This window comes from Saccharospirillum alexandrii, assembly GCF_043641555.1.
Lineage (GTDB): Bacteria > Pseudomonadota > Gammaproteobacteria > Pseudomonadales > Natronospirillaceae > Saccharospirillum > Saccharospirillum alexandrii_A.
The window spans coordinates 322,941-346,904 of sequence record NZ_JBHZRJ010000004.1; the positions used below are offsets into that span (position 1 = coordinate 322,941).

The following is a 23,964-nucleotide window of genomic DNA, read 5'->3' on the forward strand; positions in this document are numbered from 1 at the left end:
TGTCTCTATTCTCAGCCATCAGCCGGTGTCGTTCTATTCCGGCCCGCGTCTTTGCTGGCGTACAACGCTTCATCGGCACGATGAAGCCATTGATCGGCTGACTCACCATTGCGGTAGGCGGATACACCGGCAGAAAAGGTTATCTGAACCGGTTTACCCTGAAAATTAAACGGACACTGGCTGATATGCAGTCGCATTTTTTCCACAGCCTGCATGCCTGCATCGATGGGGGTCTGGGGCAGCAGCAACACGAATTCCTCTCCGCCAAACCGCGCCAGGTAGTCCGACTGCCGCAACTGGCTGCGCATCTCCTTGGCCAGGACTTTGAGCACTTTGTCGCCCGCCAGATGACCGTACTGATCATTGATGGTTTTGAACAGATCAATGTCGATCAGGGCGACACAGCACGGTTGCTGGTAACGCTCGCTGCGGGCAATTTCCTCGGCGAGCCGGGCATCAAAGCCTTGCCGGTTGGGCAACTGAGTCAGCGGATCGCGCAGTGACAATTCGCGTTCCTGATTCACCTGTTCGATCAGCTTTTGGTTATCAGCCTGCAATGACGTCAGTTGCTCGGTCAGTTCTGCCTGGCGCTGGTGCATGGCTGACAGGCTGGTTTTTACCTGGTCCTGAAACTCGCCTAACACGCCCAGTAGATCATCCATGGAGTGCGTCATGGCCAGCCGCAAAGCGTGCATATCGGTGGCTGTTTCCAGTTCGGAACGCACACGCTCCAGTTGGTGGTCGACATTGGCGTTCAGACTCTCGTTGAGGGTCTGCAAGTCGGAGACCGCTGCCTGGTCTTCACCAATAAGTCGGTTGATGGCAACCAGCTTGGCATTTAGTTCATTGAGGTAATACTCGAACTTACCTTTTTCCTGGTTAAGTCGAGTCTGGATCAACATAATGGTCTCGGCCGCCAGTACATCCAGCGTCGACCAGTCCGGTATTGGTTCCAGTCGGGCGGCCAATGCACGCAGAGCACCGTCTTCATCGCCCAAAATGGCCAGTGTGCGCAACAGGGTGATAAAGCGTGAACAGAGTTTTTGTCGCAGCCGAATCAGGGTGCTGTTGTCGGCGTCCGGGTCCGCGGCCACTGAGACCAGAGGTTGTATTTGATGTGCCAGCGACAGGGCATCCTGGACATAGGGGCTGCGTTCGTTGAGATGGCGTATCAGGGAATCTGGTACGCGTTCGTCGTCAGTATCGACCAGCAGCTGATAGAGTGAATAGAGCTGGCTGACACCTTCTTCGGTGCGGCTCTCGATCAGGTCAAAGCGTTTATCGGTGGCTTCCAGTGCTTTGCCAAAAGCGTCGACATCCAGGTCGTTGCGTTGGCGCAAAGCCAGTTTAAGCTGGTCCAGCGTTTCATCGAGCTCGCGGTCAATGCCCCGAACCATGAAGGATAAGTCCAAAACGCCGCGCCGCAACAAGTCCTGTATTTCGCTCATTCGTCCCACATACCCATGCCGATGCCTTGCTGAAAATTACCCAAGCTGATGCGAGTATAGCAGCGCTTTGGCGCTGCGCCGATCTGCCACGCCGCTTTTATCGAGCCAGTTCCGGTAATTCTATTTCAAGTGCAACCGGCAGATGATCAGACAGCGGGAAGTCCAGCACACCCATACGCACAATGCGCAGATGACGACTGACCAGAATATGGTCGAGACAGCGATGGGGCTGCCAACTGGGAAACGTAGCCCGGGCATGGGCCGACTTGAGGCCGCATTCGCGCAGCGGAGAGTCGTTAAGCAGTCGCAGGCTGTGGGTGTTCATATCACCCATCACAATCACATGATGGTATTGCTGAATCAGATTGCGAATAAAGCGCAGTTGCTGGTCCTGAGCTTTTTTGCTCAAGGCCAGGTGCAGCATCACGATAACAACCGGGTGTTCGTCACCAAGCTGAACCACGATGGCACCCCGACCAGGCAAACCGGGCAGGGCGTGGGTGTCGATTCGGTGTGGTTCAAAGCGGGAAATCAACCCATTACTGTGTTGCGCAAAACGCCCCAGATTCCGGTTTAATTGCTGGTGCCAGTAAGGCTGACCGGATTTCCTGGCCAGGTATTCCACCTGGTTAACAAAGCCGGTGCGAAAACTGCCGCCATCGACTTCCTGCAAGGAGACCACATCAAAGTGGCGTATCAGATCACTGATCCGGTCCAGATTGTGCTGGCGAGACCGGCTGGGCCAGACGTGCTGCCAGGATTTCAAAAAATAATCGGGAAAGTGTCGGGTGTTGATGCCGACCTGAATGTTGAAACTCAGTAGCGTCAGATGGTCGGGGTCGGCCTTGCGATAGAACTCCTTGGGGTCACTCAGGTGAACCGGGAATTCGTAATCAAGGTGGCTCGATCTCATTGACGGGCTCCTGTAGATGGTGACCCGACGGAAGACAAAGAAAAACAGAAGGGCCGGCTGGCTACTCAGTGTAGCGCAACCGGAAAGACGATGTTATCGGGCCGTTGGTTCCGGTGACCCTTTACAGCTGGTCTTCGTTGCGAATCAGCCATTCAGCGACGGTAAACATCCGCTCGTTACCGCCGGCCATTTGTCCGGAGATCAGGTATTTGCCGTTAACAACCAGGCTGGGTGTGCCCTGAATCTGGCTCATCCGGGTAATTTTCTGTGCCAGGGAAATGCGGGTGTTGACGGCAAAGGAATTGGCCATGTCCATGTATTCACTTTCACTGATGTCGAAGCGTTCAAAAATTTCAGCGAAGTCTTCATCGGATGACAGGCGGTTCCGGTTTATATGGATTTCGTTGTAAATGGACGGGTGGCTCTGTGCAATCACGTCCAGAAACTGACCGGCATAATAGGCTTTGGCTTCCGGAATCTGGCGGTCATTGAACAGCACTGGCACCGGGGTAAAACGAATGTCATCGGGCTTGCCCTGTTTCCAGGACGTTACAAAGGGTTCCAGGTTAAAACAGTGAATGCAGCTGTAGCTGAAGATCTCCATGATCTCACCCGCTTCTTCACCCCGGTAGCTGGTCGGTAGTTTTTCCGGCAATACCTGATAATGGGTGCCTGCCTGAAATTCTTCTGCAGTAGCGGAACCGGCAGCCAGCACCATCAGTGCCAGCGCGGACAACATCACACGTTTAAACATAGGTTGGATCTCCACAAGAGGACCAGAGTAGGGGAATGGCCGACACTTTGCCTGAAAGCCACCCACAAAAAAAGCGAAGGCCTTGAACCGGTCCTTCGCTTTTCATTGTCTTTACCTCGGGTTAACCGGGCCTGAACGGCCGGTTTAAACCGGGCTTTGGATCAGTGCAAACCGTTGATATAACTGGCCAGCGCTTCGATTTCGAAATCTTTCAGGCGGAAAGCGGTAGACCGCATAACCCGGGATTCGCCATCGTTGGTACGGACTTCGTCGCTGGGTTCGGTGGCGCGATAGCCACGCTGAAACTTGTACAGCTGGCTTTCTATATAGGCGGCGTGCTGGCCAGACAACATCGGGTATCCGGCAGGGGCGTTACCCGCACCGGTGGGAGAGTGACAGCCTGCACAGGAGGGCACGCCGGTTTCCGGGTTGCCACCGCGATACAGCTGTTCACCCAGGGCGACCAGATCCGGATTGGCATTGCCGACGGTCTTATTCTGGCTGGCGTAGTAGGCGGCGATGTCGGCCAACTGGTCTTCATCAAACCCGTCGAGCTGTCCGGACATTTGGGTAATCACACGATCGCCATTCTGGACGTCAATCATCTGCTTGAGCAGATAGGCTTCACCCTGGCCTGCCAGCTTGGGGAAGGAAGCGGCAGCGCTGTTGCCGTCGGCTCCGTGGCAAGCGGCACAGGATTCTGTGTATTGTTCGCCGTCTTCAGCATTGCCCTCGGCCATTGCAAAGCCTGAAATGCCGGCCAGCATGGCAAGGCCTACGATCAGTTTTTTCATGTCGCGTCCCGCACGTCAAAGGTGGAAAAAGGTCGGTCATCAGAACGGATGTGCACGGATCCGGATTCTGACCACACCGGTAATATGACCGGGCATTATATAGACCCGGGAGGGTGTTGAGAAGAAACCCCGCGCCCTGAGTGGGTATTAATTGAACATGGAGCGATCAACAGCCCAACCTCCGGACCGGATTTCAGGTACACTGCCGGTTTTTAACCCCCGTTGAGAGACTCCCCAATGTCGGTTTTGCGATTTGATTCCGCCCGATTCCTGACCAGTGCCCAGCATTTGCAACAAAGCCCTCCGGATAGCGGTGCTGAAGTGGCCTTTGCAGGTCGCTCGAATGCGGGTAAAAGCAGTGCAATGAATGCGCTGACGCGCAATTCCAAACTGGCCCGAACCTCAAAAACGCCGGGCCGCACCCAGCTGATCAACTACTTCTCGCTGTCGACCGAGAACTGCCGCCTGGTCGATTTGCCAGGGTACGGTTACGCCAAGGTCAACCGGGACATGAAGGAAGACTGGGAGAAGAACATCGGTGAGTATTTGGCCGACCGCCACAGCCTGAAGGGTATCGTGCTGGTGATGGACGTGCGCCACCCGATGACCGAGTTCGATGAGATGATGGTTCGCTGGGCGATCCAGACACAAATGCCACTGCGTGCTCTGCTGACCAAGAGCGACAAACTGAAGAAGGGCCCGGCCAAGACCACCCTGATGAAAGTGCGCAGCCAGTTACAGTCGCAAGCCAACTGGCTCTCGGTGCAGTTGTTCAGCTCGCTGAAAAAAGACGGGGTTGCTGAATTAGAGGGCTGGTTACGGGAACAGATGGAGCCTGAGCCTGCACCGGAAGCGAGTCAGGAAAACCCCGATTCGCAGGTTTAGTACCCACCGGCTTCATCAGCAGATGTAAGAGCCCGTTACCAGAACGCGTTTCTTGTTATCAATCAGACTGAATTGATCAAGGGTGCAGATCAGCGTCAGTTTGGCTGGTTGCGACACCGGCCGTTTGAATTCCATGGTCAGGCTGCGCACCGAGCGGCGCCAGTGAGTTCCCAGGGTTGCCAGCAGCAGATTGGCGGTGCACAGACCCTGCACAAAGGACCCTGAGTGACCCAGCAATCGAGCCCCGATGCTTGAGATATGAAGCGGGTTCAAATCGCCGGAGAGTTTCCCGTACTGACTGCCCAGACGCCGGCCAATGGACACCGGTATCTGATCAGCCACCGGGTTATCGATGGCAATGTCGCTGCGCTCTGCCTGGGGCACTTTTACATGCTCGGATGACAGTTGTGCGACGAAATCTACCGGCAAGCCTCCGACGTACAGTTCGTCTTCAAGCTGCATGATTTCCCGACCCCGAACATCTCGCACTTCAGACCGGAAGATCAGTGCCACAGAGCGGCTTTTTAACGGTCTGGCTCCCATATAGCGGACGTTAGTGGTGTAGTGAGCATTCACTTCAAAGCCATCGGGTGAGGTTAGCAGCAGGTGGCTGCGCAGGTGCATGATGCGACTGAACTTGATGCCCAGGTCTTCCAGTACCTGCATTAACGCCCAAACACCGGCCGGAGCACTGTAAGTAAACGCCTGGGGTGCTGTGCTCTGGTAATTGAACACCTTGTGCCAGCGCTCGGTGGTTTTTTCAGTCAGATACCAGTTGGTTTTCAACGGGGCGAGTTGGGCGCCGAGGTTCAATGACTCATCGGCTTTCAGGCTCTGGAACACCTTCATGTAGAACCGGGTGGCATAACCCAGCGATGAAGACGACGTGGGTGTCTGGAACCAGCGGGTTTTTAATTTGTCGGACATGGTGTCACCATCCATGGTTCGGCGTACGGGGTTCTGCAAGGCGACGGCTAATCTGCCCTTGCGAGCCACCCACACACACGCACAGGTGACAGCCACTTAGTTTAGCACAGGAACCTCAGTGGCAGATGAGGTGTTTTGACCGAGCGGTCGACAATGACGCTGCTGTGTCACTTCCGTATAATCGCGATTTTAAGAGGCAGTTGACTATGACGGTTCGATTCATCGCCGGTGCGGTGTGCCCCAAATGCGGCACCATGGACACCCTGAAAGCGGGTTACGAGCACGAGGGTGCCATCATGGTGCGCGAGTGTGTCGACTGCGGCTATATCGATCGCATCAGCCAGACCCATCAGAGCGTTAATGAAATAAAGACCCGGGTCACGCCGCCGCCACCCAAATCGGAGGTTGAAGCAACCCCGGTTAAGATTCTTGATCCAACCTCACCCGCTAAGGATGACTCCCAGTGACGCAAAACGCCCCGGCTGTATCCGTTGGCATCATTATGGGTTCCCAGTCCGACTGGGCCACCATGAGCCACACTGCCGACACCCTGACTCAATTGGGGATCGCCCACGAATGCAAAGTGGTGTCGGCGCATCGCACGCCTGACCTGCTGTTTGACTACGCAGAATCGGCGTTTGACCGTGGCTTGAAAGTCATCATTGCGGGCGCGGGCGGTGCAGCTCATTTGCCCGGCATGTGTGCCGCCAAGACCCATCTGCCGGTGCTGGGCGTTCCGGTTCAGAGCAGCATGCTCAGTGGTGTCGATTCGCTGCTCAGCATTGTGCAGATGCCGGCCGGCATACCCACCGGTACGCTGGCCATTGGCAAGGCCGGTGCCATTAATGCCGCCTTGTTGGCAGCGAGCATTCTCGCCAATGAAAACGCCAGCGTGCGCGCCGCCTTGCTAAAATTTAGACGTGACCAGACCGACCGGGTGCTGGCCAATCCGGTTCCGGGGGACTGACGCATGCGCATTGGAGTCATAGGCGGCGGCCAACTGGGCCGCATGATGGCGTTGGCAGCCGTGCCGCTGGGCATTCGCATGGCCTTTCTCGACCCGGCGAAAGGCGCTTGTGCTGCTGACCTTGGCCCTCTGGTCGAAGGCGCTTACGATGATCACTATGCCATTCGCGAACTCTTGAAAATGTCGGATCGGGTCACTTTCGAATTTGAAAGCGTGCCGCCCGAAACTGTGGCCTTTATTGCTGACCAGGTTCCGGTTTACCCCTCCGCCCGGGCGCTGGAAACTGCCCGTGATCGCTGGCTGGAAAAGAACCTGTTTCAGCGCCTGGATATCCCGACCGCGCCCATAGCCGACATTACCGATCAGGCGGATCTCGACCGTGCTCTGGAACGGCTTGGCCTGCCCGCCATTCTAAAAACCCGAACGCTCGGCTACGACGGCAAAGGCCAGAAAGTGTTGCGCACGCAAGCGGATGCCGCAGACGCCTTTGCTGAGCTCGGCTCGGTGCCACTGATCTTCGAAGGCTTTGTTGACTTTGACTACGAGGTCTCATGCATTGGTGTTCGGTCGGCATCGGGCGAACTCGCCTTTTACCCGCTGGTGCGCAACGAACATCGCCAGGGCATGCTGTACCGGTCGCAACCGGTGGCCGAGCATCCGTTGCAAAGCCAGGCGGAAACCGCGGTCGGCCAGGTGATGGCTGCGCTCGACTACGTTGGCGTGCTGGCTTTTGAGTTTTTTGTGGTCGGTGATCGCTTGCTGGCCAACGAGATTGCGCCCCGGGTTCATAATTCCGGCCACTGGTCCATAGAGGGCAGCACCTGCAGCCAGTTTGAAAACCATATTCGTGCCGTGGCTGATCTGCCGTTAGGCCGGTGCCGGGCTTCCCAGCCGGTGGCGCTGTACAACCTGATCGGAGCGCTTCCGGAACGCGCTGCCATTCTGGCGATACCCGGCGCTCACTGGCACGATTACGGCAAAGACCCGCGCCCGGGTCGCAAGATCGGCCATATCACCATCACCGCCCCCAGCGAGGCGCAGCTGCAGGAACGCTGCCAGCAGGTGGAAGCCTTGTTGGTCAACGACCTGGGTTAACCACTAGCGACTCCACGACAAACGCACGCCATGTCGGGACGCCAGGCAGGGGTAGGGTTGTTGCTGCTGCCTGCTTTTGCCCCTGGCTCCGGTGGTGTCAAAAGACGGTGGCTGTTTCTCGATGATTTCCATAACGGCAGCATCCAGCTCGTTGGCGTAAGCATCACCGATCAGGGTGTGTACCAGCAGATTCGACAGGGACGTGTCCCAGCTAAGCGCGGCGCACTGGGTGTGAAGCCGGCGCCGGTCGTGCCATTCCTCGAGCAGGCGGTGGCCAAAGTACACCTTGTCGAGAATGCCCAGAATGCCAAAGGCCAGACGTCCTGGCTCCAGGCTGGAAAAGAATTCGGCAACCAGGTCGTACAGGGGGTCGAAATCGCCGGCGTTTTCATCGTTGGCGGTGACGTTCCTGGCTTCTTCCAGCAGGATGGGCAACAAGCGGCAATACTGGATCAGCATGGCGGTCAGTCGCCGTTCGGGCGTACCGTGTTCCACCACCATCAGTGCCGGGTGTTTGCGGTGAAAAACAGCGATAAAACGCTGCAGACTTTGCTCTCCTTCCGTGGCGGCCAATGCTTGATCCAGGGCATTATCAATGCAAGGTGTAGACATGACAGCGGGCCTTGTCGGGTGAATCAGCGAGCGTGCAGGTCTTGGGTGTCGACCGTCAATCCCTACAAAGATCGCGTACTGGGAGATGACGTGGCGTGCTTACGCTGCGTGTAACCTGTGCGTGGCATGCACCCATGTCGTCGTTAGTGTAGCTCAGCCTGATCACTTTGCCGTAAGTGGAGCCGTCGGCAATGCGTCCTGTTGGTTGAATTCTGTTTCAGCGTGCCTGTGTCATCGGGCGTACCGAATGCCAGTAGACGGCCAGCATCCAGAGTGAGCGACCTATAAACAGTAGGCTGAACCCGAGCCAGAGGGCCTGCTGGGTTGCCGGCAGCCACTGGCTCGCCAGCACAAAGCTGAAAAATCCGAACACGACGCCGTTGCGCATCTGGGCGGTGAGGCGGGCACCAATGAACACACCATCGAGCCAGTAGGCCGTTCCAGCCAGTAAGGGCATGGCGACGACCCACGGCAGGTAGGTGCCGGCTTGTTGTTGCAGGTCTGGCTGGCTGGTCAGAATGCCGAGCAGGTCATTGCCCAACAGGGCAAACACCAGCATCAGCGCGGAAGCCAGCCCGAAAGCGCACCAACCGGTGGTCCACAACACTTCGCGCAACGCTTGCGAATCGCGTTGTCCGATGGCCAGCCCGACCTGGGCTTCGGCAGCAGCAGCGCTGGCATCCATGCTGTTGGAAATCAGCGTCAGAAACGCCAGCAGGATGGCGTTGCTGGCCAGAACGGTATCGCCGAGGGCCGCACTCAGCCGGTTGAACCAGGCGAAACCCATCAGCAATAGAAAGGTACGAATGAACAAACTGAGGCTGACGCTGAAAATGCCCGCATAGGCCGCCAGTGCTTTCAGTCGGCTGGTATCCAGACCGGGCGACAGGTGCTTCAGGGTTCGCCTCAGAGTCAGCAGTACCAGAGCCAGTGCCAGGTACTCACTGATGACGGTGCCCAGAGCAATGCCATCGGTAGTCATGGCAAAGCCGTAAACCAGGGTAACGTTCAGCACCAGATTAACCAGTTGCGCCACCGACACGGTCACCAGGGCGATGCGGGTATTTTGCATGCCCACGAAGAAACCCAGCAACATGGAGGTAAAGACCTGAGCGGGCACGCCCCAGATGCGGATGTTCAGATACAGGCGCGCCTCGGCGGTAGCAGCCTCCGAGGCCTGCATGAACCCCAGCCCCAGTTGAATCAGCGCCGATTGTGCGGCCAGCACCGTTGCCGACAGCAAGGCGGCCACCAGGCAGTACTGGGCAAGCTGGGTGCGAATCAGCCGGGCATCATCGGCACCCTTGGCCTGGGACGTAAAGCCGGACAACCCCATCGACAGAAAGTTGAAACCGAGGAACACAAAGGCTATCAGACTGGCACCCAGCGCGACGCCAGCCAGATAAACGCTGTCGTCGAGATGACCCAGCACGGCGGTATCGACCAGCCCCAATAATGGCAATGACAGGTTGGCCAGCATCACCGGCCACATCAGTGCCCAGGTGTGGCGCCAGGCGTTATTGGATACGCGAATCAAATCAGGCCCACTCCCGGGTAAATTTTTGAAGGGTCATAATTCCCCTAAGATGTTGTTTTTACAAATAATTTCGTCTTTTCTGACTGATATTTGAACAACCCTTGGAACGCTTGATGCTTGGGTTTTAAAAATATCCGTGTTTATACTAACTCGACTCAATCTGAATCGGGTGATCCGGGAAACAAGAAAGACTCAATTCGGCACAGACCAGCCTTAGGCCGCTGCTTAGCCCTTCACTCAGTAAGTTGCTAATCAGACGCCAGCAAGCGCAGTAAATTAGGTGATCCGGCCCGACCCTGGAATCCCAATACAATAACAAGTGCAGAGGTGAAGGATGCAGATGAAGCTGCAAAGGGTATTTATTGCCCTGACGGCGCTGTTGATTAGTTCAGTCGCGCGTGCTGACTGGACGCTCAATATGCCCCGGGGTGTGACAGACATCAGCCAGGAAGTTTACGGGCTCCATATGCTGACGTTGTGGGTGTGTGTGGTCATTGGCGTGCTGGTGTTTGGCGTCATGTTCTATTCCATGTTCAAGCACCGCAAATCCAAGGGTGCAGTGTCGTCCAACTTCCATGAAAGCACCAAGGTCGAACTGGCCTGGACGCTGATTCCAGCGGCGGTTATTTTTGCCATTGGCGTGAAGGCGACATACACCCTGGCCGACATGTATAACTTCGAAGAGTCGGAAGTGACGCTCGAAGTGGTGGGTTACCAGTGGCGCTGGCGCTATCGTTACATCGATGAAAATGCCGAACAGGAAGTCAGCTTCTTCTCCAGCATGGCCACCCCGCGTGACGAGATCAACAACCGGCTCGAAAAAAACGAGAACTATCTGCTGGAAGTTGACGAGCCCGTGGTGTTGCCAACCGGAACCAAAGTCCGATTCCTGCTTTCCTCTGCCGACGTGATTCACTCCTGGTGGGTACCGGCGCTGGCCGTCAAGAAAGACGCCATCCCCGGCATCGTCAACGAAGCCTGGACCATCATCAACGAAGAAGGCACCTACCGGGGTCAGTGCACTGAATTGTGCGGCAAGGATCATGGGTTTATGCCGGTTGTCGTAGAAGCCGTGTCTCCGGAAGCATTTGAACAATGGCTTGCCGATAAAGAGCAGGAAGCCATTGAACTGGCCGAATTGAACGACCGTGAGTGGACCTTCGAAGAACTGATGGAGCGTGGCGAGCAAGTCTATACCTCTGCCTGTGCCTCCTGTCACCAGCAAGATGGTTCCGGTGTCCCGGGTGCCTTCCCGGCGCTGGCAAACAGCCCGATTGCGCTCGGCCCGGCCGAAGGGCATTTGAATGTGGTGGTTAACGGGGTTCGTGGCACTGCCATGGCTGCCTATGGCAATCAGCTGAGCGATGCTGATATGGCTGCCGTGATTACTTACGAGCGAAATGCCTGGGGTAATGACGTAGGCGACATGGTCACCCCTGTTGATGTTTACAACTTTAAAGCTGGCGAATAAGGAGGCATGACATGACGACTGCAACCCATGATCATGACCATGATCACGAACACCACGGGCCGGCTAAAGGCCTGACTCGCTGGCTCTATACCACCAACCACAAAGACATCGGTACCATGTACCTGTGGTTCAGTTTTGCGATGTTCTTGCTGGGCGGCTCCTTCGCCATGGTGATTCGCGCCGAGCTGTTCCAGCCCGGTCTGCAACTGGTGCAGCCGGAATTCTTTAACCAGATGACCACGATGCATGGCCTGATCATGGTCTTTGGTGCCGTTATGCCAGCGTTTGTTGGCCTGGCGAACTGGATGATTCCGATGATGGTCGGCGCGCCGGACATGGCGCTGCCGCGTATGAACAACCTGAGCTTCTGGATTCTGCCGTTCGCTTTCGCGATGCTGGCCAGTACGCTGTTCATGGAAGGCGGTGGCCCCAATTTCGGCTGGACATTCTACGCGCCGCTGTCGACCACCTATGCGCCGCCGAGTGTGACCTTCTTCATCTTTGCCGTGCACATCATGGGCGCCAGTTCGATCATGGGGGCCATAAACATTGTTGCCACCATTCTGAACATGCGCGCCCCCGGCATGACGCTGATGAAAATGCCACTGTTCGTCTGGACCTGGCTGATCACCGCTTATCTGCTGATTGCCGTCATGCCGGTTCTGGCTGGTGTGGTCACCATGATGCTGATGGACATTCACTTCGGCACCGCCTTCTTTAACGCGGCCGGTGGTGGTTCGCCCGTTCTGTTCCAGCATATTTTCTGGTTCTTCGGGCACCCTGAAGTCTACATCATGATTCTGCCGGCCTTCGGTATTGTTTCGGCGATCATTCCGGCTTTTGCCCGCAAGCGCCTGTTCGGTTACAGCTCCATGGTGTACGCGACGGCCTCCATTGCGTTTCTGAGCTTTATTGTCTGGGCCCACCACATGTTCACAGTCGGCATCCCCTTCCTGGGTGAGGCCTTCTTTATGTGGGCTACCATGCTGATCGCGGTTCCGACCGGGGTGAAGGTATTCAACTGGGTGACCACCATGTTCCGGGGCTCGATGACGTTCGAAACCCCCATGCTGTTCGCCATTTGCTTTGTGGTGCTGTTCACCATCGGTGGCTTCTCCGGGCTGATGCTGGCAGTCGCACCGGCTGACTTCCAGTACCACGATACCTACTTTGTGGTGGCTCACTTCCACTACGTGCTGGTGCCGGGAGCCGTGTTCTCGATTATGGCCGGCGTTTACTACTGGTTGCCCAAGTGGAGCGGCAAGATGTACAACGAAACCCTGGGCAAGGTGCATTTCTGGCTGAGCTTCATTGGGGTTAACGTCCTGTTCTTCCCGCAGCACTTCCTGGGTCTGGCCGGCATGCCACGTCGTATTCCGGATTACGCCCTGCAGTTTGCCGATTTCAACATGGTGTCGAGCATCGGTGGTTTCCTCTTTGGTGCCAGCCAATTGCTGTTCCTCTACATCGTGGTGCACACCATAGTGGCGGGCAAGCCGGCACCGGCGAAACCCTGGGAAGGGGCTGAAGGTCTGGAATGGACGGTCGATTCACCGGCGCCGTATCACACCTTTTCAACGCCGCCTAAAATTGACTGAAGCGGTTCAACACCGGGAGAGCCAGTATGAGTGATGCCGACAACGCACGCCCCAGCCACACCCGCATCATCGTTAAGATGGTGTCGGTCGTGTTTGGCATGCTGGCATTTGTGTTCGTGGGCCTGGTGCCCATGTACAACCTCATTTGTGAGTGGACCGGTATTACCGGTCGCACCAATGAGGCATCACTGGTGCAAGACTATCTGGTCGATGAAAACCGCAGCATCAAGGTGCAGTTTCTGGCGAATAACAACGCTGATATGCCGTGGGAGTTCCGACCCATGGTTAAGACCATCACCGCCAAACCCGGTGAAGTGGTTGAAGTCAGTTACTTTGCCAAAAACGCTACCCGACGCGACATGACCGCGCAGGCGATACCGAGCTTGTCACCTTTTGAAGTGACGCCCTATTTTCACAAGACAGAATGCTTCTGCTTTAACCAGCAGCCGCTGACCGCCGGTGAAGATGTGGAGATGGCACTGGTGTTCCAGATCGATCCGGATTTACCGGCCTGGGTACAGACCATCAGCCTGAGCTACACCCTGTACGACGTCAGTAGCGAACAGCAATCGGCAGCCGTTACCTTTCAATAAGGCCGCCCACCCAAATAACCGGGAGCGTCAGCCGCCGCCGTGGCGGAGCTGACCAACCCCACAAGAACAAGAACAGGATGGAGAGTGCGATGTCCAGCAATGCCGCGACAAGCAGTACAACCCATGAGCACTATTATGTGCCCGCGCAAAGCCGTTTACCGGTGTGGATGGCCTTTGGCATGTTCCTCACCGTTTTCGGTGCAGGTAACATGATGAACGACATGTCATCAGGCGTTCAGGACTCCGGTTCACACTGGTGGTTCTTCGCCGGCGCACTGGTGTTCGCCGTGGTGATGTACAACTGGTTCAGTAAGGTTATTCGCGAAAACCACGCTGGCCTGAACAGTGCCCAGCTGAAGAAATCCTATGTCTGGGGCATGGGCTGGTTCATTTTCTCGGAAGTGATGTTTTTCGCCGCCTTTTTCGGGGCCCTGTTCTACGTTCGCAATTTTGTAGGTCCCTGGCTTGGCGGTGAGGGCGACAAGGGTGTCACCAACTACCTGTACCCGGGCTTTGAGTTCAGCTGGCCAATGCTCAGCAACCCGGACAATGGCCTGTTTCAGGCACCGGAAGCGGTCATTCATGCCTTTGGCCTGCCCCTGATCAACACCATCATCCTGATCGCCTCAAGCATTACGCTGACCGTTGCGCATCATGCGTTGCGTGCCGGACACCGCAAACAACTGAATATCTGGCTCGGTATTACCGTCGCATTGGGGATCATCTTTCTGTTCTTCCAGGCGGAAGAATACATTGAGGCGTATCAGCACCTGGGCTTAACGCTGGAGAGTGGCATCTACGGGTCAACCTTCTTTATGCTGACCGGTTTCCACGGCGCTCACGTGACCATTGGTACCTTTATGCTGGCGGTGCAGCTGGTGCGGTCAATTCGGGGTCACTTCAAAGCAGAAGATCATTTCGGGTTTGAGGCATCAGCCTGGTACTGGCACTTTGTCGACGTGGTCTGGCTGTGTCTGTTTGTATTGGTCTACTGGATTTAACGGCAGGCCCGGCTTTCTGACGGAGCCTGTTCCGGGCTCCGTCGATTCACTGCCTCAGTAGCGTCCGCTCCAGGGTGCACCCTGAGACAGCTCGCCAGTCATATAGCCATACACCAGCACGATGACAATCATGACGGCCAGACTTACCCTGACGGTCAGCAGTTTGACCATTCGTTTTGACTCCGGCTCGTCTTTGAACAAGGCCACCAGGGCACCGCTCAGTGACAGCAACATGGCAATGATCAGCACCACCATGATGACTTTTAGCAACATATTTCTGGCTCCTGATAGATTGGGTTGGTTTGGTTACGGAATTGACGGCACGTTATGACATTCAAGCCCGGTGTGGCGCTTACGATCTTTGTAGCGGTTTTCTTGCCGCTGTTCATTGCGCTGGGGTACTGGCAGCTTAACAGAGCTGAACAGAAAACCCAGCTGGAAGCGCAGTTGCAGGCGCGCACCGTCATTGAACTACTGACAGAAAGCACTCGCCCCGTTGATTACCAGCACTATCGACTGCGCGGCGAACTGGACATCGACAAAGCCTGGTTACTGGATAATCGCACCTGGGAAGGCCGGGTCGGGTACGAAGTCTGGGTGCCACTGGATGCCGGCAACCGCTGGTATCTGGTATCGCTCGGCTGGGTACCGGGGTCGGCTGACCGGCGACAGTTACCCGCTCTGACACTGCCCCCGGGTACCAGGGACTGGGTCGGGCAATGGCGTCCACTGAGTGACAGCATTGTTCTGGCGGATACGCCACTGACCGATGCGTGGCCCCAGGTTATTCAGGCCATAGCGCCGCAGTCAATGGCGGAAAAAATGCAACGCCAGCCGCCGGCGGGTTTATTACAATTGACCGCAGGTCAGCCGGGTGTTGGTCAGATCAACTGGACACCTTCGGTGATGTCGGCCGATATGCACACCGGCTATGCCCTGCAGTGGTTTGCCATGGCCATTGCGCTGGCGGGCATGTATGGCTTCGCTGGGCTTCACTTTGGCAAGCGACACCGGCAACAACAAACAAACAGTTCGAGCTCTGTCGAGCAGAACTCTAACCCCAAGTGACTCCGGCGTTCTGGTATTCAGGATCGCCGTGCGGAGAAGATGATGACTCAATCCACTCAGATGGCACCGCGCAGCAACGGTTTTAACAAGCTGCAAATGCTGGTGATACTGCTGACGCCCTTGCTGGTGATGGCGTCGTCGACGCTGCTGTATTTTTCCGGCTGGCTGACACCGGATGAACGGGTCAACAAAGGCATTTTGCTGACGCCGGTACTGCAACTGGAAGACCTGGGTCTGAAGTTGGAGTCGGTTAATCCCGATCGCCAGTGGCTGATGGTGCAGACCTCGGCGAGCTGCCAGGCTGAGTGCGAACAGCAAGTGTATCTGCAGCGCCAAACGCATGTGGCACTGGGTAAGAACGAACCGCGCATGAAGCGATTGTTGTTGTCCCGCACCACCGGGCTGGAGGGGCTGACTGAACAGTATCCGGGCCTTGAGCTGCACCCGCTGACGGGCGTGTCCGACGCATTCCGCGAACAGGTGCCAGCGCAGTTCAGCGACCAGAACTATGTGTTCATTGTGGATCCGCTGGGGAATATCCCGTTGTATTTCGCGCCCGGAAACACCTTCAAAGATCAGCTGGATGATCTGAAAAAACTGTTGAAGTTGTCGACGATTGGTTAGTCACTGAGGCCCGGGGCAGGGTGAGGCCCCAGTGCGATCGAACAAGAAAAATGAGGAATGGATGGTGTCTAGTTACGGTGTAAAACCTGGCTTCAAGCTGGCGGCCTTTGCCACCCTGTTTGCTATTTCAGTGGTGGTTCTGGGTTCGTTTACCCGCCTGGTGGATGCGGGTCTGGGCTGCCCCGACTGGCCAACCTGTTACGGCCACGTTTGGGCACCGCAAACCGACGAACAGATCAGTCGCGCCAACGAGGCCTTTCCGGAAATACCGGTCGATCTGGAAAAAACCTGGCCGGAAATGGTGCATCGGTATCTGGCCTCTTTGCTTGGCTTGCTGATTCTGATTCTGGCGGTGGTGTCGTTCCGTCATCGTCACCGGCCAGAGCAACCCTTTAAGTTGCCATTATTGCTGCTGTTCATGGTTATTCTGCAAGGCGCCTTTGGCGCCTGGACAGTAACGCTGAAACTCTGGCCCCAGGTGGTGACCGCGCACCTGCTGGGTGGCTTTGCCACCTTTACGCTACTCTGGTTGCTGACCCTGCGTTTGCGGGGAGCGCCCGCCGGGTTGCGATTCTCAAGCGCTCCACGTCAGCTACCCAGGGTGTTGGCGGCGCTTACCCTGGCGGTCGTCATCGGGCAGGTGTTTCTCGGCGGCTGGACGACGTCCAACTATGCCGCGCTCGCCTGTCCGGATCTGTTTACCTGTCAGACCCAGTGGTGGCCGGAAGCCGATTATATTGCGGGGTTTGATCTGGCCCATCCCATTGGTCCCAACTACCTGGGCGGGCATCTTGATATCCCCGCCCGTACGGCGATCCATATGGCTCACCGGATTGGGGCTATCATTACCACGGTGATGTGTCTGTGGCTGATCTGGCGACTGGTCGCCATTCGCTTTGCCGGCCTCGCCAGTGCACTCTTGCTGATTCTGGTGGCGCAAGTCACACTGGGTCTGAGCAACATCTATTTTGGTTTGCCGCTGACGGTGGCGGTGTTACACAATCTGGGCGGGGCGCTGTTGTTAGCAACAGTAGCGACCGTCAATTTCACTTTGTACCGAGAGGCCAAGCATGTCTAAAACAATAACGGCCCCTGTCAGCCCCCGAGCCTGGCATGACTATTACGAGATGACCAAGCCCAAGGTCGTCATGCTGATGCTGATTACCGCCTGGGTAGGGATGGCACTGGCCCCGCAGCAGGGCGCTGCCGGGCTGGTCAACTGGGTGTTTGGCACGCTGGGCATCGCTGCCCTGGCGGCCGCGGGCGCTGCGTTCAACCATCTGGTTGATCACAAAATCGATCAGCTGATGGCCCGTACTCACCGGCGCCCGGTCGCCACTGGCCGCGTTAGCCAGCGCAACGGGCTGATCTTTGCGTTTGGTCTGACGCTGACCGGCTTTGCCGTACTGATGGTGTTTGTGAACGCCTTAACGGCCTGGCTTACCCTGGCTTCAATGGTGGGCTATGCGGTGATCTACACCGGCTTTTTGAAGCGGGCCACGCCACAGAATATCGTTATCGGCGGGCTGGCGGGTGCCATGCCACCGTTGCTGGGCTGGACCGCTGTTTCCGGCAGCATTGGCGCCCTGCCGTTATTGCTGGTGCTGATCATCTTCGCCTGGACACCGCCACACTTCTGGGCCCTGGCAATACATCGCATCAAGGACTACCAGAACGCCGACATCCCGATGATGCCGGTCACCCACGGCATTCAATACACCAAGATCCACGTCTGGCTGTACAGCTGGTTGTTGCTGGCGATCAGTCTGCTGCCCTTCGCCACTCTGAACATGGGGCCGGTGTATGCGATTTGTGCGCTGGCACTGGGGTTGCGTTACTTGCAGTGGAACTGGTGGTTGTTGATGGATCGTAAAGTCGATGCCGCCTGGGGCTCGTTCAAGTTCTCGATTACCTATTTGCTGTTATTATTTGTGGCCCTGCTACTGGATCATTCGATCAGGACCTTTCTATGACCACCGAGACCCTGCCAGCATCGCCCAATCGTCGAATTCTCTGGACGTCTCTGGCCTTGTTTGGTCTGGTGGCGGTGGTGTTTGCCGGGTCTATCTACAGAACGGTCAACGCCTCGCCTGATCTCAAAGCCGAGCTTGAGCGACGCGATACCCTCTATTTCGACACAGTGCGCGAGGTACCGGTGGTTGAGCTGGTCTCGCACCAGGGGGAAGCTTTCTCCACGGCCGATCTCAATGGCCAGTGGCACGTGATCAATTTCGGTTACACCTTCTGCCCCGATATCTGCCCGACCAACATGACGGACATGGCCCAGGCCTACCGGACGCTCACCGAGCAGGGGCTTTCCGACCAGGTGCGGATGTGGATGGTCACCGTTGACCCGGCGCGCGATACACCGGAAGTGCTGTCTGAGTATGTGCCTTTCTTCCACCCCGAGTTCACCGGCCTCACCGGTGATGTCGCCGACCTGCAAACTCTGGCACAACAGCTGAATACCCTATTCTATCCCGAGGGTGAAGGCGAGGTGTACACCGTTGCCCACAGCGACAACATCGCCATCATCAACCCCGAGGGGGAATACCGGGCGCTGCTGCGGCCGCCACATACCCCGAGCCAGATCGCTGAAGTGATGGCCTTGCTGGTCGAATACGACTAGTCCATCCGCTCCCGAACCTGGTCCATTGCCTCACAGAGATTCGTTGCCCCGCTGACCAGGGCGGGGACGGGCCGGTGCATGGTGTCCGGGTCGGTTTCCAGCAAGGCTTGGTTGGCAACCGCCTGCAACTGCGGCCACTGCTGCCAGCTGGTGTCATCACCCGAGGTAACAATCACCTCCGGGTTCTTGTCGATCACTGCCTCCAGGCTGACCTGGGGCGAGAGCATCGGCAGATCAGCGAAGACGTTAACCCCACCGCACATCTCGATGATCTGGCTGATAAAGGTTGCGCCGTTTAACGTAATCAACGGGTCGTGCCAGACCTGATAAAACACCTGCAGCGCAGCTTTTTCGCCGTACTTCCGGGTCAGGTGTTCGATGTCACCACTGAACCGGTCGGCCACCTGGTTGGCGCTCTCTTCCCGGCCGGTCAGCTGGCCAAACTGGCGCAAGGTACGTTCAATATCGGCGAAGGTTTGCGGGTCGGAGATGAATACCGGATAACCCAGGGCTCGTAACCGGCTGATCTGGTCGCGATTGCCACCGCTGGTAAAGGCGATCAGCAGGTCGGGCTCGAGCGATACGATGGCCTCGGTATTGAGGGCGTTGTAGTCGCCCACCCGGGGCAGTTCCTGTGCCGCGGGCGGGTAGTCGGCATAGGCAACGGTGGCCAGAATCAGATCGCCGGCATCGATGTTGAACAACAGCTCGGTGGCATGGGGGACCAGGCTGACGATGCGCTGGGCAGGCCGGTCGAGTACCAGGGTGTCGCCAACATCGTCGACGAGCTGGATATCGGCCCATAACCAGGGGGTAAACACCAGCGTCACAAGGCCGGTTACTAACGGTTTCATCAAAGAATGCTCCCTAACGCGAGGATGATGGACACCCCGGTCTGTTGAGTGGACCGGCGTCTCCTGGCCTGGACGGGCATTCGGGCTTCGACGATACCCAACCATGCGGTTATTAAGCCACTGGCCGATTCGCCTTACCGTTGCGCGACAGCTCCGGATTCTCACCGGATTCCCCCGTGTTACGCATCGCTGTGTGGGTTTCGCAACCCTGGCAATGCCCAGGTGCAGCGATAGTAGGGGAAGCGGCGGTGCATCACAATGGCGGTAACCCCGGGGTGCTGTGCAGCCTGAATTGCCTGTGTCATTATTAGCCGCCGGTCAGTGACCGATGCCTGTAGACGCCAACAGGCCTGTTTACCTGGTTGGCCCTGATAACAAGAAACCCGCGAAGAGGATGCTGAATGCTGCCGCTATACCCGGAGATTAGACCCTATAACCAAAGCCATCTGGCGGTAAGCGGTGGTCATCAGCTCTATTTTGAAGAATCGGGAACGGCCGATGGCCTGCCGGTGGTGGTTATCCACGGTGGCCCGGGGGCCGGGTGTTCCGAGCAGATGCGGCGTTTCTTCGACCCTGAACACTACCGCATCATCCTCTACGATCAGCGTGGTGCCGGTCAGTCCGAGCCTCATGCTGAAACTAACAACAATACCTCAAAAGCCCTGGTCGATGACCTTGAACAATTGCGCCAGCACCTGAAGGTTGATCGGTGGGTACTGTTCGGTGGCAGTTGGGGCAGCACCCTGGCGTTGTTGTACGCCCAGGCCTACCCAGCCCAGGTGTCTGCGATGATATTGCGTGGCATCTTTCTCGGCCGGCAGCAGGATCTCGACTGGCTGTATCGCAGCGGTGCCGGACGGTATTTTCCGGAAGAGTGGGAGCGCTTTCTGGAGCCGGTTGAAGGGGCAACCGGAACCGACCTGGTCGAAGATTATTATCAGTTGCTGCATGGCAGCAATGACCTGGCGCGGGTCGGGGCCGCCAAAGCCTGGGCTCGCTGGGAGGCCGTTAATGCCTCGCTGCGACCCAGCACCCAGTCGCTCGATTACTTCACCCAGACGCATGTGGCGTTAAGCCTGGCGCGCATTTCGGCGCACTTTTTTCGCGAAAAGTGTTTTCTGGCCGAAAATCAGATTCTAGAAGCGGCCGGAGCGCTGGCCGGCATACCCGGTACCATAGTTCATGGCCGCTACGACATGATCTGCCCGCCCGAGCAAGCCTGGGCCTTGTCGAAACACTGGCCGGATGCCGAGCTCGACTTCATTCGCGAAGGCGGCCATTCCGCCTTCGATCCCGCCAATGTCGATGCGCTGGTGCGCGCCACGCAAAAGTGGAGTCGCTTTCTGCGCCATGACCCGGGGCGGGCAGAATAGGCTCTCCGGAGTCGTTTTTTTGCCAAACTCGGCTATGGTTTCAACACACCTTTATTGAACCTCCTGCCAACTGGACGTTATTGCCATGAAAGCCCTGATTCAGCGTGTCACCCGGGCACAGGTCACTGTCGACAATGCCACCGTCGGTGCCATTGATCAGGGCTTACTGGTGCTGGTGGGCATTGATCCTGACGATGGCGCGCCAAACATCGAAAAAATGGCCCATCGCTTGCTTAATTATCGGGTGTTTGCCGATGCCGATGGGCGCATGAACCTGAACGTCCAGCAAATAAGTGGCGGCGTCTTGCTGGTGCCGCAGTTCACGCTCTCGGCCGATACCCGCAAGGGCCTGCGGCCCAGTTTTACGTCTGCCGCTGCGCCCGAACACGGGGTGGCGGTGTTTTCATCCCTGGTAGAGGCGGTGAAACAGCGCCACGAACGGGTCGAGACCGGTCAGTTTGGCGCTAACATGCAAGTGAGCCTGACCAACGACGGGCCGGTTACCTTTTTGCTGGAACACTGAATGCCAGCAGCAGAGCGCGTGGCGAGTCATCCTTTAGAGGGAGGCGCAAACGACACCCCTGCAATCGCTTGTTGGCACCGAGGCCTTTACAATGACTGACCTTCAATAAAAAAACCATGACCGCTTTGATGACTGAGATTGCACCGTGACCACGGACCAGCCCGACTCGTTTAGCGCCTGCCTGGAGCAGGCCTGGGTAGTCATGATCTCCGAACCGGTTTCGGCCCTCAGGCTGCTAGATCAGGCCCGAACACTGGTTGAGTCCGTCCCCTTAAGGGCCTGCCAACTGGCGTTTCATGAGGGTTGGGGATACAACTTTCTTGGTGATCACCTCGAGGCGCTAAAAAAGTTCTCCGAAGCTTTGGCCCTGGCTGAGCAACTCAAGCATCAGGAAGAAATCTGGCGTATCCATAACGGTATGGGCATGGCCTATCAGGGTATGGGGCAGTATGGTGAAGCACTGCACCACTATCGCCAGTCATTGGTGATCTGCCAGTCGATCAGCAATATGAACGGCCTCTTCGCCGCGCAGTTGAACCTGGCCTCACTGCATTACGAAATTGACGATCTCGACAGCGCTGAAGATCTGCTGAACCAGGCGCTGGGTCTCGATACTTCTACCGTGACGGCTGAAAACCTCGGTGAAGCCGCCCTGTTACAAGCCCACCTGCATAGCCGGCACAGCCGTTTTCAGGATGCGCTGCTGGGTTGCCGTGCCGCACTAGAGTATGCCCGCCAGCTGAATTTCGGCCATCTAGAAATTCAGGCGCTGATCGCGGTTGCCCGCTGCCAGCGCCTGCAGAACCGCCTGGTCGAGGCTGAAACCACCTTGCTGGTGACCATCGATCACCCCGAGTTCGATAAAGAAGGCGTCACCGGGCTATACGCCTATATCGAGCTGGCCAAGGTGCTCGCCTCTACCGGCCAATTTTCCCGGGCGGTGCATACCCTACGCCAGGGGCTGCGCCGCGAGGGCCTGCCCGAATTCAGTCTGATTCAGCAACGTGCGCTGGAAACCCTGGCGGTGTGTCTGGAACGGGCCAGAAAATACCGGGCCGCGCACATCGTGCTGCGCCTGGCGCTGGATCTTGAACGCAAGCTTCAACAGCGTGACGTTCGCCGCCAAATCGAGCTGCGTCAATACGAAGCCAAGATGGAAGACGAACGTCTGGCCCGGCAGATCGCGCAGCACGAGAACCGGCAACTCAAGGCCGCCCAGTCCCGGCTGCAACTGATCAATGAGCTGGCACGCCAGCTGGCCTCGTCGCTGCGCATGGACGATATCGGCCAAAAGCTGTACGACATTGTTCGCCAGCGGCTCGATGTGCACTTTGTCTCACTGGCGCTGAACCGCCCCGATGTTGAAGCCATCGAATATGTGATGGTCATTGACGACGGCGCCCGGCTGCCCGGGTTTTCCATTCCCTATTCATTCGATCAAAGCCGTGCGGTGCAGGCGATTCGTTCCGGCGAGCCCCTGCTGATCACCGGCGAAAAACACCGGGCCAGTTCGCTCAGGCTGGGCGATAACCGCAAATTGCCGCTGTCGCAGCTGTTTGTGCCATTGATTCACAATCAGGCCGTTATCGGCATGGTGTCGCTGCAAAGTTCCGTGGCTGAACGCTTTGGGTCCGATGAACTGGAGCTACTGAGCTCGCTGGCCCCTTTCCTCGCCATTACGCTCAGCAATGCACTCAGCCACCAGCAACTGTATGAAGTGAATACCGCCCTGTCGCACGAGAAAACCCAAATAGAAGCGGCCCAGCAGCACATTGAGTACATGGCGAACCACGACACCCTGACGCGCCTGCCCAACCGTCGACTGCTGGTCAACTTTGTGGATGAGCGAATCGCGATGGCCAATGAATCCGGCCGAGCCTTTTATCTGGTGTACATCGACCTCGATGGCTTCAAGCCGGTGAACGACCGCCATGGTCACCGCGTGGGCGACTCCGTCTTGACGGCGCTTGCCGGCCGGCTATCCGATGCCCTGCGCAAGACCGATTTCGCCGCTCGCGTCGGGGGCGACGAGTTTGTGATCATAGTGGATGATTTCGACAACGAACCGGCCATTCACGCCTTTATCAGCCGAATGCTCTCGGTCATAGAAAAGCCGGTGATGTCCAATAACGAGCAGGTCGCGGTGTCGGCGAGCATTGGCGTGGCACGGTACGGATCGCATGGGCGGGATCTGGACACCCTGATGCACCATGCCGACCAGGCCATGTATGGCATCAAGCGCTCTGGCAAGGGCGGCATCGCCTACGCCGAGCAACACCCGCGCACGCTGTTTTAACC

25 protein-coding genes and 1 riboswitch are annotated in these 23,964 nt (G+C 57.1%); of the genes, 16 read left to right on the top strand and 9 right to left on the bottom strand.

The genetic code is table 11. The annotated features are described in order from the left end of the window. Positions 1–11: 11 nt before the first annotated feature. From ACHUE7_RS15970 to ACHUE7_RS15985, 4 genes are all read right to left on the bottom strand, one after another. Positions 12–1,448: a GGDEF domain-containing protein gene (locus tag ACHUE7_RS15970; protein WP_394170876.1), complete on the bottom strand. Its 1,437-nt coding sequence runs from the start codon at positions 1,446–1,448 to the stop codon at positions 12–14. 97 nt (positions 1,449–1,545) lie between these two features. Continuing rightward, on the bottom strand, positions 1,546–2,361 hold the full coding sequence (locus tag ACHUE7_RS15975) for an endonuclease/exonuclease/phosphatase family protein (protein WP_348474362.1): 816 nt from the start codon (positions 2,359–2,361) through the stop codon (positions 1,546–1,548). A 121-nt stretch (positions 2,362–2,482) separates the two neighbouring features. Then, on the bottom strand, positions 2,483–3,115 hold the full coding sequence (locus ACHUE7_RS15980; protein WP_348474361.1) for a thiol:disulfide interchange protein DsbA/DsbL: 633 nt from the start codon (positions 3,113–3,115) through the stop codon (positions 2,483–2,485). Between the two features lie 161 nt (positions 3,116–3,276). Beyond that, positions 3,277–3,909 carry a c-type cytochrome gene (locus ACHUE7_RS15985; RefSeq protein ID WP_394170877.1) on the bottom strand — a complete coding sequence of 211 codons (633 nt, stop codon included), beginning with the start codon at positions 3,907–3,909 and terminating at the stop codon, positions 3,277–3,279. A gap of 237 nt (positions 3,910–4,146) precedes the next feature. On the opposite strand from ACHUE7_RS15985, the gene yihA reads away from it, so the two are divergent. Next, the gene (gene yihA, locus ACHUE7_RS15990) at positions 4,147–4,794 is read left to right on the top strand and encodes a ribosome biogenesis GTP-binding protein YihA/YsxC (protein WP_394170878.1); all 648 of its coding nucleotides are present in this window, start codon (positions 4,147–4,149) and stop codon (positions 4,792–4,794) included. 15 nt (positions 4,795–4,809) lie between these two features. On the opposite strand, the gene ACHUE7_RS15995 is transcribed toward yihA, so the two are convergent. Beyond that, positions 4,810–5,721, bottom strand: coding sequence for a MaoC/PaaZ C-terminal domain-containing protein (locus ACHUE7_RS15995; protein ID WP_394170879.1), 912 nt, complete (start codon positions 5,719–5,721; stop codon positions 4,810–4,812). Between the two features lie 206 nt (positions 5,722–5,927). Here ACHUE7_RS15995 and ACHUE7_RS16000 point away from each other — a divergent pair, with 206 nt between their 5' ends. The 3 genes from ACHUE7_RS16000 to ACHUE7_RS16010 are packed head-to-tail and all read left to right on the top strand — an operon-like array spanning position 5,928 to position 7,783. Further along, the gene (locus ACHUE7_RS16000; RefSeq protein ID WP_394170880.1) at positions 5,928–6,188 is read left to right on the top strand and encodes a YheV family putative zinc ribbon protein; all 261 of its coding nucleotides are present in this window, start codon (positions 5,928–5,930) and stop codon (positions 6,186–6,188) included. Between the two features lie 35 nt (positions 6,189–6,223). Further along, the gene (purE, locus tag ACHUE7_RS16005) at positions 6,224–6,688 is read left to right on the top strand and encodes a 5-(carboxyamino)imidazole ribonucleotide mutase (protein WP_394171078.1); all 465 of its coding nucleotides are present in this window, start codon (positions 6,224–6,226) and stop codon (positions 6,686–6,688) included. Positions 6,689–6,691: 3 nt separating this feature from the next. Beyond that, complete coding sequence (locus ACHUE7_RS16010) at positions 6,692–7,783, top strand: 5-(carboxyamino)imidazole ribonucleotide synthase (RefSeq protein WP_394170881.1); 1,092 nt, start codon at positions 6,692–6,694, stop codon at positions 7,781–7,783. Between the two features lie 3 nt (positions 7,784–7,786). Here ACHUE7_RS16010 and ACHUE7_RS16015 read toward each other — a convergent pair whose 3' ends face one another. Together ACHUE7_RS16015 and ACHUE7_RS16020 are read right to left on the bottom strand one after the other, a co-directional pair. Beyond that, the gene (locus tag ACHUE7_RS16015) at positions 7,787–8,395 is read right to left on the bottom strand and encodes a hypothetical protein (RefSeq protein WP_394170882.1); all 609 of its coding nucleotides are present in this window, start codon (positions 8,393–8,395) and stop codon (positions 7,787–7,789) included. A 217-nt stretch (positions 8,396–8,612) separates the two neighbouring features. Next, positions 8,613–9,932 (bottom strand): MATE family efflux transporter, encoded by a 1,320-nt coding sequence (locus ACHUE7_RS16020; RefSeq protein ID WP_394170883.1) that lies wholly within the window; start codon positions 9,930–9,932, stop codon positions 8,613–8,615. Between the two features lie 340 nt (positions 9,933–10,272). Between ACHUE7_RS16020 and coxB the strand changes: the two genes are divergently transcribed. The 4 genes from coxB (at position 10,273) to ACHUE7_RS16040 (ending at position 14,595) form a co-directional block, all read left to right on the top strand. Next, a complete protein-coding gene (gene coxB / locus ACHUE7_RS16025; RefSeq protein WP_394170884.1) occupies positions 10,273–11,403 on the top strand; it encodes a cytochrome c oxidase subunit II in 1,131 nt (376 codons plus the stop codon). Positions 11,404–11,414: 11 nt separating this feature from the next. Further along, positions 11,415–13,001 (top strand): cytochrome c oxidase subunit I, encoded by a 1,587-nt coding sequence (gene ctaD / locus ACHUE7_RS16030; protein ID WP_348474352.1) that lies wholly within the window; start codon positions 11,415–11,417, stop codon positions 12,999–13,001. Positions 13,002–13,027: 26 nt separating this feature from the next. Further along, positions 13,028–13,594 carry a cytochrome c oxidase assembly protein gene (locus ACHUE7_RS16035; protein ID WP_394170885.1) on the top strand — a complete coding sequence of 189 codons (567 nt, stop codon included), beginning with the start codon at positions 13,028–13,030 and terminating at the stop codon, positions 13,592–13,594. Between the two features lie 89 nt (positions 13,595–13,683). Further along, on the top strand, positions 13,684–14,595 hold the full coding sequence (locus ACHUE7_RS16040; RefSeq protein WP_394170886.1) for a cytochrome c oxidase subunit 3: 912 nt from the start codon (positions 13,684–13,686) through the stop codon (positions 14,593–14,595). Between the two features lie 54 nt (positions 14,596–14,649). Here ACHUE7_RS16040 and ACHUE7_RS16045 read toward each other — a convergent pair whose 3' ends face one another. Beyond that, a complete protein-coding gene (locus tag ACHUE7_RS16045) occupies positions 14,650–14,868 on the bottom strand; it encodes a DUF2909 domain-containing protein (RefSeq protein WP_127559140.1) in 219 nt (72 codons plus the stop codon). A 54-nt stretch (positions 14,869–14,922) separates the two neighbouring features. Here ACHUE7_RS16045 and ACHUE7_RS16050 point away from each other — a divergent pair, with 54 nt between their 5' ends. From ACHUE7_RS16050 to ACHUE7_RS16070, 5 genes are all read left to right on the top strand, one after another. Beyond that, entirely contained in the window at positions 14,923–15,663 is a 741-nt protein-coding gene (locus tag ACHUE7_RS16050; protein ID WP_394170887.1) for an SURF1 family protein, read from the top strand. Between the two features lie 42 nt (positions 15,664–15,705). Further along, positions 15,706–16,287, top strand: a complete 582-nt coding sequence (locus tag ACHUE7_RS16055; protein WP_394170888.1) for a hypothetical protein — start codon at positions 15,706–15,708, stop codon at positions 16,285–16,287. 61 nt (positions 16,288–16,348) lie between these two features. Next, complete coding sequence (locus ACHUE7_RS16060; RefSeq protein ID WP_394170889.1) at positions 16,349–17,365, top strand: COX15/CtaA family protein; 1,017 nt, start codon at positions 16,349–16,351, stop codon at positions 17,363–17,365. Continuing rightward, positions 17,358–18,260: a heme o synthase gene (cyoE, locus tag ACHUE7_RS16065; RefSeq protein WP_348474346.1), complete on the top strand. Its 903-nt coding sequence runs from the start codon at positions 17,358–17,360 to the stop codon at positions 18,258–18,260. Before ACHUE7_RS16060 ends, cyoE begins: the two co-directional genes overlap by 8 nt. Next, entirely contained in the window at positions 18,257–18,916 is a 660-nt protein-coding gene (locus tag ACHUE7_RS16070; protein ID WP_394170890.1) for an SCO family protein, read from the top strand. Before cyoE ends, ACHUE7_RS16070 begins: the two co-directional genes overlap by 4 nt. Here ACHUE7_RS16070 and ACHUE7_RS16075 read toward each other — a convergent pair. Then, positions 18,913–19,770, bottom strand: coding sequence for a cobalamin-binding protein (locus ACHUE7_RS16075; RefSeq protein ID WP_394170891.1), 858 nt, complete (start codon positions 19,768–19,770; stop codon positions 18,913–18,915). The two genes, ACHUE7_RS16070 and ACHUE7_RS16075, sit on opposite strands and share 4 nt — an antisense overlap. A 54-nt stretch (positions 19,771–19,824) precedes the next feature. Beyond that, positions 19,825–19,996: riboswitch (cobalamin riboswitch) on the bottom strand. Between the two features lie 175 nt (positions 19,997–20,171). Here ACHUE7_RS16075 and pip point away from each other — a divergent pair. From pip to ACHUE7_RS16090, 3 genes are all read left to right on the top strand, one after another. Next, positions 20,172–21,143, top strand: a complete 972-nt coding sequence (gene pip, locus ACHUE7_RS16080) for a prolyl aminopeptidase (RefSeq protein ID WP_394170892.1) — start codon at positions 20,172–20,174, stop codon at positions 21,141–21,143. Between the two features lie 85 nt (positions 21,144–21,228). Beyond that, the gene (gene dtd, locus ACHUE7_RS16085) at positions 21,229–21,666 is read left to right on the top strand and encodes a D-aminoacyl-tRNA deacylase (protein ID WP_394170893.1); all 438 of its coding nucleotides are present in this window, start codon (positions 21,229–21,231) and stop codon (positions 21,664–21,666) included. A gap of 145 nt (positions 21,667–21,811) precedes the next feature. Next, a complete protein-coding gene (locus ACHUE7_RS16090; protein ID WP_394170894.1) occupies positions 21,812–23,962 on the top strand; it encodes a diguanylate cyclase domain-containing protein in 2,151 nt (716 codons plus the stop codon). Positions 23,963–23,964 lie beyond the last annotated feature (2 nt).